The 10,431-nt window shown below is 65.3% G+C and carries 7 protein-coding genes and 3 pseudogenes; 8 read left to right on the top strand and 2 right to left on the bottom strand.

Translation table 11 applies throughout. The features are described 5' to 3' along the window. Positions 1 to 164: 164 nt before the first annotated feature. Positions 165 to 634 (top strand): annotated as a pseudogene (locus tag Q4F04_RS13160) (transposase); the annotation flags it as partial. Then, a pseudogene (locus Q4F04_RS13155) lies at positions 631 to 1,488 on the top strand (IS5 family transposase); the annotation flags it as partial. The pseudogenes Q4F04_RS13160 and Q4F04_RS13155, both read left to right, overlap by 4 nt. Positions 1,489 to 1,643: 155 nt before the next feature. On the opposite strand, the gene Q4F04_RS13150 reads toward Q4F04_RS13155, so the two are convergent. Continuing rightward, positions 1,644 to 2,357 (bottom strand): LysR substrate-binding domain-containing protein, encoded by a 714-nt coding sequence (locus Q4F04_RS13150; protein ID WP_303370270.1) that lies wholly within the window; start codon positions 2,355 to 2,357, stop codon positions 1,644 to 1,646. Between the two features lie 60 nt (positions 2,358 to 2,417). After that, positions 2,418 to 2,543, bottom strand: a pseudogene (locus Q4F04_RS13145) (LysR family transcriptional regulator); the annotation flags it as partial. Between the two features lie 144 nt (positions 2,544 to 2,687). Here Q4F04_RS13145 and Q4F04_RS13140 point away from each other — a divergent pair. From Q4F04_RS13140 to Q4F04_RS13115, 6 genes are read left to right on the top strand one after another with little or no spacing between them, the layout of a single operon-like run. Continuing rightward, positions 2,688 to 3,656, top strand: a complete 969-nt coding sequence (locus Q4F04_RS13140) for an ABC transporter permease (protein ID WP_303370269.1) — start codon at positions 2,688 to 2,690, stop codon at positions 3,654 to 3,656. Further along, positions 3,653 to 4,531, top strand: coding sequence for an ABC transporter permease (locus Q4F04_RS13135; RefSeq protein ID WP_303370268.1), 879 nt, complete (start codon positions 3,653 to 3,655; stop codon positions 4,529 to 4,531). Before Q4F04_RS13140 ends, Q4F04_RS13135 begins: the two co-directional genes overlap by 4 nt. Continuing rightward, on the top strand, positions 4,528 to 5,505 hold the full coding sequence (locus tag Q4F04_RS13130) for an ABC transporter ATP-binding protein (protein ID WP_303370267.1): 978 nt from the start codon (positions 4,528 to 4,530) through the stop codon (positions 5,503 to 5,505). Before Q4F04_RS13135 ends, Q4F04_RS13130 begins: the two co-directional genes overlap by 4 nt. Then, entirely contained in the window at positions 5,502 to 6,560 is a 1,059-nt protein-coding gene (locus tag Q4F04_RS13125) for an ABC transporter ATP-binding protein (protein ID WP_303370266.1), read from the top strand. Before Q4F04_RS13130 ends, Q4F04_RS13125 begins: the two co-directional genes overlap by 4 nt. Next, a complete protein-coding gene (locus Q4F04_RS13120; protein WP_303370265.1) occupies positions 6,557 to 8,131 on the top strand; it encodes an ABC transporter substrate-binding protein in 1,575 nt (524 codons plus the stop codon). The genes Q4F04_RS13125 and Q4F04_RS13120 overlap by 4 nt, the downstream gene beginning before the upstream one ends. Next, positions 8,128 to 10,014 (top strand): CocE/NonD family hydrolase, encoded by a 1,887-nt coding sequence (locus Q4F04_RS13115; RefSeq protein ID WP_303370264.1) that lies wholly within the window; start codon positions 8,128 to 8,130, stop codon positions 10,012 to 10,014. Before Q4F04_RS13120 ends, Q4F04_RS13115 begins: the two co-directional genes overlap by 4 nt. Positions 10,015 to 10,431: the final 417 nt, after the last annotated feature.

The raw sequence follows: 10,431 nt of genomic DNA, 5'->3' as shown, positions 1-10,431 counted from the left end.
GATCCGAACAACCACCGGCCCCGATGCGGAGAGTTTCCACACAGGCTAAGCCCATTGTGGTCGTTCGACAGATGAATTCGCGCAGATACCTGTGGCTGCAATGGACCTGTCCCGGTTCTGTTCCGGTCTTCTGAGAGCGATGCTCGCCATGAAGGAGACCGAATATGGCAACGACACGCAGCGAGGAGTTCAAGCGGGATGCGGTTCGCATTGCGCTCACCAGCGGGCTGACACGGCGTCAGGTGGCGTCTGATCTGGGGATCGGACTCTCGACGCTCGGGAAATGGACCCGGGCGATTTCCGATGAAACGAAGGTGCCGGATCAGGATGCAGACCTGCTGCGAGAAAACGAGCGGCTGCGCAAGGAAAACCGGATACTGCGCGAGGAGAGGGAGGTGCTAAAAAAGGCGGCTCAGTTCTTCGCGGCTCAAAAGCTATGAAGTTTCAATTCATTGCCAATTACCGTGGCACTCTGCCGCGCAGCCGTCTGTGCCGCCTGATGGGGGTGACTGACCGCGGGTTCCGGGCCTGGAAGCAGCGGCCGCCGTCGCAGCGCCAGCGGCGTGACATGGCGATCCTGGCGCATATCCGTGAACAGCATCGCCGCAGCCTGGGCAGCTATGGCAGGCCACGCTGACGATCTGGTTCGACCCCGAGATGGGCTGGGAGGCAGCGGCGTCAGGCAGGCGTGGCCGCCAGCAGAGCTACAGCGACGCCGCCATCCAGACCTGCCTCTCGATGAAGGTGCTGTTTGGCATGGCACTCCGGCAGACAACCGGGTTCGTCGAGAGTCTGCTGCGCCTGGTCGGTCTTGACTGGTCGGTGCCCAACTTCAGCACGCTGTGCCGCCGTCAGAAGACCCTCGCCGTCAACATCCCATATCGTAGCTCCAAGGGCCCGCTGCACCTGCTGATCGACAGCACTGGAATCAAGGTCGAGGGCGAAGGTGAGTGGCATGCCCGCAAGCATGGCGGCCCGAAGCGACGCGTCTGGCGCAAGATCCACCTCGGGATCGACGAGGAAACACTGGAGATCCGCGCTGTTGAGATCACCGGGAGCCACATCGGTGACGCCCCGGTCCTGCCAGATCTGCTCAACCAGATCCCGGCGGACGAGCAGATCGGCAGTGTCACTGCCGACGGTGCCTATGACACACGCAAATGCCACAAGGCCATTGCCGACCGCGGCGCTCACGCTGTCATCCCGCCCCGCAAGAATGCGAAGCTGTGGAAGACCGTCACCGCCGGAGCCATGGCCCGAAACGAGGCGCTGCGGGCATCGAAATACCTTGGACGCGCCCTCTGGCGACGATGGAGCGGATATCACCGCAGGAGCCGCGTCGAGACGAAGATGCATTGTGTAAAGCTGCTGGGCCAGAGGCTCATGGCACGGGACTTCGATCGCCAGGTTGCCGAACTTCAGGTCCGTATCGCCGTCCTGAACGGCTACACCGCCCTCGGCATGCCTGTCACTGAAGCTGTGGGATAGCTCTGACCGGGAGAAGGGCAACCTCGGCCATCACCCGATTTGTGCAACAGAGCCATTGAAGGTGGGTCACTTCTCGATGGAAAATTCGGGTCAATTTCGGGTAGAAATCAGCATCCCAGGGGTAGCGTAGAAACACTGCGTCCCGTTCAATGAGATCAGGATAACGGCATCCCGGTAAGATGATTCGTCGCGACTCGGACGAAATCGTGCATCGTCTCGCTGGGCGGCACCTGCTCTGCCATTGCGAAAGAGAAGTGGTGCAATACACGTTCCGCGAGTGGCCTGATGGCGATCGGAAGATGCACATAGTCGCGTGCCATCAATTCGTTCACCAACGTGACGCCCAAACCCCTCGCCGCCAAGGCGCAAGCTGACATCACCGAATGCGCTTCGATGCGGACATCCGGGCGCAGACCATGCGCCCAGAACAGTTCGTCGATGTCCCGGCGCGGAAGCCGCAAGCGGCCGAGCAGGATCAACGGCACTCCGAAGAGATCATTGACCGACACCGTTTCCTGCCTCGCCAAGGGATGATCCTGCGACATGACGCAGACGGTCCGCGCGGAAATGACCGGCGTTGTCGCCAGCCCGCCGCGTTGCGTGGGCATGCGCAGGAAACCCACTTCCGCACGCTCGTCCAGAAGCATCCGCTCGATCGTGTCGTAGGCGCCGCTGTGGACCTCGACCTGCACGCGATCGTTCCTGGCCAGGAACTCCTGCAGGATCGAAGGAAGGATCGACAGCGTGAGGCTCGCCGGAACGGCGATGCGCAGCGTGATCGAGGCGGCATTGCCGCTGCCGATTTCCCGGGCGCGGGTCCGCAGCCGCGCGCCGTGATCCAGGACGAGGCCGATCTGCGCGTCCAGCATCCGCGCCTCGCGCGTGGGCACCAGCCGGCCCTTGTCGCGCTGGAACAGCGCAAGGTCCAGTTCTGCCTCGAGTTGCGACAGCCTCCGGCTGACTGCGGACTGGGATATCGCGAGCCGTCGCGCCGCCCCTTGGGTCGAGCCGGTTTCGAGGATCGCGTGGTAGGTCGTGAGGAGGTTCAGATCCAAGGCTATGCGATTCCCGCATCGGATGACGCCATTACCTCATATCATTGCATAAAGCCGAATCGCGTCGCAAGTTGCCCGAAGCTTGTGGGGGAGAGGAAAGCAGATGAAGCAATCAGCCGATTTTCGGCGGGCCGACGCGCGGACATGACGGTCTTTCTGCTGCGCCGACTGATGCAGGCCGTGCTGGTCCTGCTCGTCACCTCCATCATCGTGTTCGTCGGCGTGTATGCGATCGGCGATCCGCTCGAGATCCTGCTGCCGGCGGATGCGAGTGCCGTGGAACGCGCCCAAGTCGCGGCGTCGCTCAGGCTCGACCAGCCGCTGCCGGTGCAATACCTGCACTTCCTCGGCTCTGCGCTGACAGGCGATTTCGGGCGCTCCTTCGTCTTCAACCGCCCGGCGCTCGACGTGATTTTCGAGCGACTGCCGGCGACGCTGGAGCTGACGTTCACTGCCCTGATCCTGTCGCTGGTGATCGGCCTGCCTCTGGGCCTGTGGGCCGGGCGCCGTCCCGGCACGCTGGTCGATGAAAGCGTGATGACAGGCTCGATCGTGGGCTTCTCGCTGCCGAACTTCTGGCAAGGGATGATGCTGATCATGATCTTCGCGGTCTGGCTCGGCTGGCTGCCCTCGACCGGCCGCGGCCAGACGGGCGAGATCCTGGGGATCCGCACCAGCTTTGCGACATGGGACGGCATCCGCCACCTGATCCTGCCAGCCACCAACCTCGCGCTTGCGCAGATCGCGCTGGTGATCCGGCTCACGCGGACCGGCGTGCAGGAGACCATGCCGCTGGATTTCGTCAAGTTCGCCCGTGCCCGCGGCATCTCCGAGCGGCGCATCCTGATGGTCCACGTCCTCAAGACCATCCTCATTCCCATCGTGACCATTTTGGGGATCGAGTTCGGCTCTCTGATCGCATTCGCGGTCGTGACCGAGACGATCTTCGCCTGGCCAGGAGTCGGCAAGCTGATCATCGATTCCATCAACGCGCTCGACCGGCCCATCGTGGTGGCCTACATCCTGGTGATCGTGACGATGTTCATCGTCATCAACTTCGTCGTGGACATCCTTTATTCGGCGCTCGACCCGCGTGTTCGGAGGCGGGCATGAGCGGGAGCGGCATTCTCGTCCGGGCACTGCGGGGTCTTCTTGGCAGCCCCAAGGCGACCATCGCGGCCATCGTCTGCCTGCTGCTGTTCGCGGCGGCGATCCTGGCGCCGGTGCTGGCGCCGCAGAATCCCTATGACCTCGGGCAGATCGACATGTTCGACGCCCGCCTGCCGCCGGGCGCGGAGGGCTACAGCGGCATGACCTACTGGCTCGGCACCGACGCGCAGGGCCGCGACATGCTGTCGGCCATGCTCTACGGGCTGCGGACCAGCCTGTCGGTGGGTGTGACGGCCGGGGTTCTGGCGTTGCTGGTCGGAACCGCGCTGGGACTGATTGCGGCCTATGCGGGCGGCCGGCTCGATGCCTTCATCATGCGGGTCGTGGACCTGATGCTGGGCTTTCCGACGATCCTGATCGCGCTGATGATCCTCGTCGTCTTCGGCCAGGGGACCTGGAAGGTCATCATCGCGCTGGTGATCGTGCAGTGGGCCTATTTCGCCCGCGCCGTCCGCAGCGCCGCGCTGGTCGAAGCAGGCAAGGACTATGTCGAGGCCGCACGCTGCCTTGGTCTGTCGCCGGCCCGCATCCTAGCCATGCATATTCTGCCGAACTGCCTGCCGCCGCTGATCATCATCGGCACCATTCAGGTGGCGACCGCCATCGCCGCCGAGGCGACGCTGAGCTTTCTCGGCATCGGCCTGCCGATAACCGAGCCCTCGCTGGGGCTGCTGATCGCCAACGGTTATCAGGTGCTACTGGCGGGGCAGACATGGATCAGCGTCTATCCGGGCCTGCTGCTGCTGGTGCTGGTCTTTTCCATCAACGTTGTGGGCGACCGGCTGCGCCAGGTCCTGAACCCGAGGCTTGCAACATGAGCGGCGATACCCTGCTGACCGTCCGCGGGCTGAGAACCCATTTTCCCACGCCCGCCGGCACCATCAAGGCCGTGGACGGCGTGGACCTGATGCTGAAGCGCGGGCAGATCCTGGGCCTTGTCGGGGAAAGCGGCTCGGGCAAGTCGATCACCGGGTTCTCGCTGCTCGGGCTGGTCGATCCGCCGGGTCGCATCGTCGAGGGCACGCTGGACTTCAAGGGCGAGGACCTGCGCGCGGCATCGCCCGACCGCCTGCGGGCGCTGCGCGGCGACCGGATCGCGATGATCTTCCAGGACCCGATGATGACCCTGAACCCGGTCCTCAGGATCGGCACGCAGATGGTGGAAACCGTGCTTGCCCACCGCAAGGTCAGCCGGGCGGATGCACGGGCGCGCTCGGTCGAGGTGCTGGCCAAGGTCGGCATCCCACATCCCGAGGAACGCATCGACGCCTATCCGCACGAGTTTTCGGGGGGGATGCGCCAGCGCGTGGCCATCGCCATCGCGCTCTTGCACGAACCCGACCTGATCATCGCGGACGAACCCACGACCGCCTTGGACGTGACGATCCAGAGCCAGATCCTCGCACAGGTCCAGAAGCTCGCGGCCGAGATGGGGATGGGGCTGATCTGGATCAGCCACGACCTCGGCGTGGTCGCCGCCCTGGCCGACGAGATCGCCGTGATGTATGCTGGTCGGATTGTCGAACGCGGCACTGTGGACGAGGTGCTGGACAGCCCACGCCACCCCTATACCCAGGGTCTGATCGCCTCGACCCCGATGGCGAACGACCGCGGCCGGCCCTTGCGCCAGATCCCCGGCTCGGCGCCGCCGCCGCTCGGCCGTCCCGAGGGCTGCCCGTTCCGTCCGCGCTGTCCGCGCGCCACCGAAACCTGCCTTGTCGATCCGCCCGAGACTCTCGTGGCCGAGAACCGCGGCTGGCGCTGCTTCCACCCGCTGGAGGGCACACCATGATCGAGATGATCCGCGTCGAAGGCGTGACCAAGCTGTTCCGCCGAGAACCGGACCTGGCCGAGCGGCTGGCCATTCGCGCCGGCCTTGCCAAGCCGCCCGCGACCGTCCATGCGCTCGATGGCGTGGACCTGACCGTGAAACGGGGCGAGGTCGTGGGGCTGGTCGGCGAGAGCGGCTGCGGCAAGTCCACGCTTGGGCGCGTCGTGGCCGGAATGCTGCCGCCGACCGCCGGGCGGGTGCTGAACCAGGGTCGTGACATTGCCACGCTGCGGAGGGCCGAGGCGCGCGGTGCCCGGCTGGCGACGCAGATCATCTTCCAGGACCCGATGTCCTCGCTGAACCCGCGCAAGCGCGTGGCCGAGATCATTGGCGAGGCGCCGCGCGTCCATGGACTAGTGCCGGCGGCAGAGGTGCCTGCGCGCGTGGCCGAGCTGATGGCGCGCGTGGGGCTCGATCCTTCGTTCGCGGATCGCTATCCGCACCAGTTCTCGGGCGGGCAGCGCCAGCGCATCGGGATCGCGCGGGCGCTGGCCGTGAACCCCGAGTTCCTCGTCTGCGATGAAAGCATCGCCGCGCTGGACGTGTCGATCCAGGCGCAGGTCATCAATCTGTTCATGGAACTGCGGCGCGAACTGGGACTGACGCTGCTGTTCATCAGCCACGACCTGTCGGTGGTGCGCCACATCTCGGACCGTGTGGTGATCATGTATCTGGGCCGCGTCGTCGAGGAGGCGCCGGCGGATGCCGTCTTCGCGGCGCCCAACCACCCCTACACACAGGCGCTGCTGGAGGAGATCCCGCGGCTCGACCGCCGCCGCCGCGCCTTCTCGACCGTGAAGGGGGAAATCCCTTCGCCGGTCAATCCGCCGCCCGGTTGCCATTTCCACCCCCGCTGCCCATTCGCGATGGAGGTCTGCACCCGGGTCCGCCCGGCCTTGGCCGAAATCGTCCCCGCCCACCGTTCCGCCTGCCACCTGAACGATCCCCAGGCGCGCATGTCGCCGCGCCTTGGCTCTGCCCAGCAAGAACAACTTCAACGACAGGGAACCCCATGAAACGCTTTCTCGCCTCTGTGGCGGCAGCCGCGCTGCTGGCTGGCGCCGTCCCGGCCTTCGCCCAGGACCTCATCATCGGCCGTTCGAGCGAACAATCCTCGATCGATCCGCAGTTCTCCCGCACCGGAAACAACCAGCAGACATCCGAGATGATCTTCGGCCGGCTGGTCGATTTCGACCAGAACTACCAGATGAGCCCCGGCCTGGCCGAAAGCTGGAAGAACGTCGATCCGACAACTTGGGAAATCACGCTGCGCGAGGGCGTCACCTTCCACGACGGCTCGCCCCTGACGGCCGAGGACGTGATCTGGTCGCTGGAACGCGCCGACGAGGTGCCGAACTCGCCCGCGCCCTACACCGACCAGGTCGCTGCCATCGCCAAGCTGGAGAAGGTGGACGACCGCATCCTGCGCGTGACCACGACCGAGCCCGCGCCGTCGCTGATGGAGAACATTGGCCGCGTCTTCATCGTCAAGCAGGCGGCCGTCGATGGCCGCGCCAGCGAGGATTTCATGCAGCCCGCGGTCGCCATCGGCACCGGGCCCTACAAGTTCGTGTCCTGGACCCCGGGCGAGGCGCTGCGGCTGGAAGCCTATGACGGATACTGGGGCGAGAAGCCCGAGTTCAAGGATGTCGAGGTCCGCTTCATCTCGAACGACGCGGCCCGTGTCGCGGCGCTGCTGTCGGGCGCGGTGCAGGTCATCGACGCCGTTCCGCCCGCGGACGTGTCGCGCCTGGAACAGACCGAGGGCGTCGAGGTCGTCTCGGCCCCTTCGGGCCGGGTGATCTACCTCGCGCTGTCGCAGCGGGGCGACGAGGCGCCTGCCGACGTCACTGACCTGAACGGCAAGCCGCTAGCCGCGAATCCCTTCAAGGACCCGCGTGTCCGCAAGGCGATCTCGCTGATGATCGACCGGCAGTTGATCGTTGACCGGATCATGGGCGGGGCAGGCACCCCGGCCGGCCAGCTCGCGCCCGAGGGCCTGGGCGGCCATGTCGCCACCCTTGCAGCCGATCAGGCCGATCCTGCCCAGGCCAAGGCGCTGCTGGCCGAGGCAGGCTATCCCGAGGGCTTCGGCATCACCATCTCGTCCTCGAATGACCGCTTTCCCGGCGACGCGGATCTCGCGCAGGCGCTTGGGCAGATGCTGACGCGGGGCGGCCTCAAGGTGAGCGGCGTCAAGGTGTTCCCCTATAACGTCTACTCCAAGGCGGCTTCGGCAGGCGACTATGGCGCCTTCGTGTTCTCGCTGGGGGCATCCACACCCACCTCGGCGCCGCTGCTGCAGTCGCTGCTTCACACCTATGACAAGGAGGCAGGCAAGGGCGCGTTCAACCGGATGCGCTTCTCGGATCCCCAGTTTGACGCTCAACTCGAAGCCGCCCTGCAGGAGTTCGACGAGACGAAACGGATGGAGTTGCTCGAGCAGGCGACCACCACCGCGTTCGCCGAAACCCCGATCGTGCCGCTCTACTGGCAGAAGAATTACTGGGCGACGCGGGATGGCCTGAAGATTGAGGGTGGCCTTGCCGAGGACACCCTGGCCCAGGACGTGAGGCGCGCACAATGACCCGGGCGCCCGTTCCGAACCCGGCCGAGCTGACGCCTGCCGAGGTGCTGGCCTCCGATGTCATCGTCCACCGGAACGTCATGGTGGCGATGCGCGACGGCGTGCGGCTCGCGACCGACATCTACCTGCCGGCGCGGAACGGGCAGCCCCTGGGCGACGCGCGCCCTGTCATCTTCGAGCGCACGCCCTACGACAAGGCGGGCACGCCGCGGACCGAGTTGTCCGTGGCGGACCCTGAGCCGATGAGCCGGCCCGAGTTGGCCATGCGGCTGGTGCGGGAAGGCTATGCGGTCGTCTGGCAGGATTGTCGCGGCCGCTATGGATCGGAAGGCACCTTCACCAAATACGTGAACGAGGCTGAGGACGGTTACGACAGCATGGTCTGGCTTGCCGGCCAGCCTTGGAACGCCGGTCGTGTCGGCACGATGGGCCTCAGCTACGACGCCCATGTGCAGATGGCGATGGCTTGCCTGAATCCTCCGGGACTCGCCTGCATGGCCGTCGATTCAGGCGGCTTCTCGAACGCCTTCACCTGCGGCATCCGCCAAGGCGGTGCGCTCGAGATGAAGCAGGCGACCTGGGCCTGGAACCGCGCCCACGAAAGCCCGCGTGCCATCGCGAACCCGGAAATCCGCGCCGCCATCGAGGCTGAGGATATATTCGGCTGGATGCGCCAGACTCCGTGGACGCGGGGCCGCTCGCCAGTCCGGTGGGACCCCGATTACGAGGCCTATCTACTGGACCAGTGGCAGCACGGCACCTTTGACGATTTCTGGAAGCGCACTGGGCTTTGGGCGGCGGGCTATTACGACAGCTTCCCGAGGGTGCCCATCATCTTCATGTCGAGCTGGTATGACGTCTATGTCCCGACAACCCTGGAGAACTACGCGGGGCTCAAGGGCGATGCCGGGCGGCCGCTGACGCTGATCATGGGGCCATGGACGCATGGCAACCGCTCGCGCACGGTTTTCGGGGATGTGGACTTCGGGCCAGCCGCGACGTTCGACGGACAGATCGACCGGGACTGGCTGAGCTACCGGCTGAAGTTCTTCGCTCGCTGGCTGAAGGATGAACCAGGTGAGGACGACCCGCAGCCGGTCAAGGTCTTTGTCATGGGTGGCGGTTCGGGCCGGCGCACGAAGGACGGCCATCTCCATCACGGCGGCCATTGGATTGGCGCCTCGGACTGGCCGCCCGGCAACGCGACCTCCCTGGTCCTCTATCCGTCGCCGGACATGACGCTGAGCACGACAGAGCCCCGGGAAGGCGCCCTCAGCTACGATTATGACCCCCGCGACCCCGTCCCGACAATCGGCGGCGCGCTGACCTCGGGCGAGCCGATCTTCACCGGTGGCGGCTTCGACCAGGTCGAGGCAGAGGGCTTCTTCGGCTGCACCTCGCCCGGAATGCCGCTCTCGGCGCGGCGCGATGTGCTCAGCTTCGAGACCGCGCCACTTGAGGAGGACATGACAATCACCGGCCCGGTGACGGTGCGGCTGCGCGTGTCCACCGATGCGCCTGACACCGATTTCACGGCGAAGCTGATCGACGTCTATCCGCCGTCGGCTGACTATCCACGCGGCTATGCACTGAACCTGTCGGATGGCATCTTCCGCGTTCGCTACCGCGACGGATGGGAAAAGCCGCGCTTGGTCGAGGCCGGCGAAGGTCCGTTCGAAATCACGATCCAGCCTTTCGCCACGGCAAATCTGTTCAAGCAGGGTCACCGGATCCGGTTGGACATCTCGTCCTCGAACTTCCCCAAGTTCGACATCAACCCTAATACTGGCGAAGCCGAAGGAACTTCACGCCGGTCGCGGGTGGCGACGAACACAGTTCATCTGGGCGCAGGCACGCGGCTTGAGTTGATGAGAATCGACTGACTTGTTGGACCGGGGAGTCTAAACAGCAGCCGGGGTCGGATTCGTTGGGAAAATAGAGGCGCGTATCTGTCTCGCTGCACTTCCCAACGCAGGGGAAAGTTCTGCTGCAAGCATACCTCTGCTTGTCCTGCTCCAAATTGACGACGATCTAGGCGACACAAATCAGACCTATCGCGACAGGAAGACACGCAGGGTTGCGCCCGGCGGGTTAGCACTACCGGCGCATCAGGTCGCCTCCGCAACTATGCTCGGCGAGAGCCCACAGCTCCCGCTGAGGCTATCTGGAGGACAAGTAGCCACCGCGCATACCCCGGACAGTTCCGGCCGAGGCTGTGTAGAAACTGCTGGCGGCAATCCGGCTGTGATTCACCTTTTGCACGGCAACGGCGGGGGTGAGGATGCGCGGGATGGATGAGG

The sequence above is a fragment of the Paracoccus sp. (in: a-proteobacteria) genome (assembly GCF_030536915.1).
Lineage (GTDB): Bacteria > Pseudomonadota > Alphaproteobacteria > Rhodobacterales > Rhodobacteraceae > Paracoccus.
The sequence above is the reverse complement of the archived record's forward strand: the minus strand, read 5'-3'. Positions and strand labels throughout refer to the sequence as shown.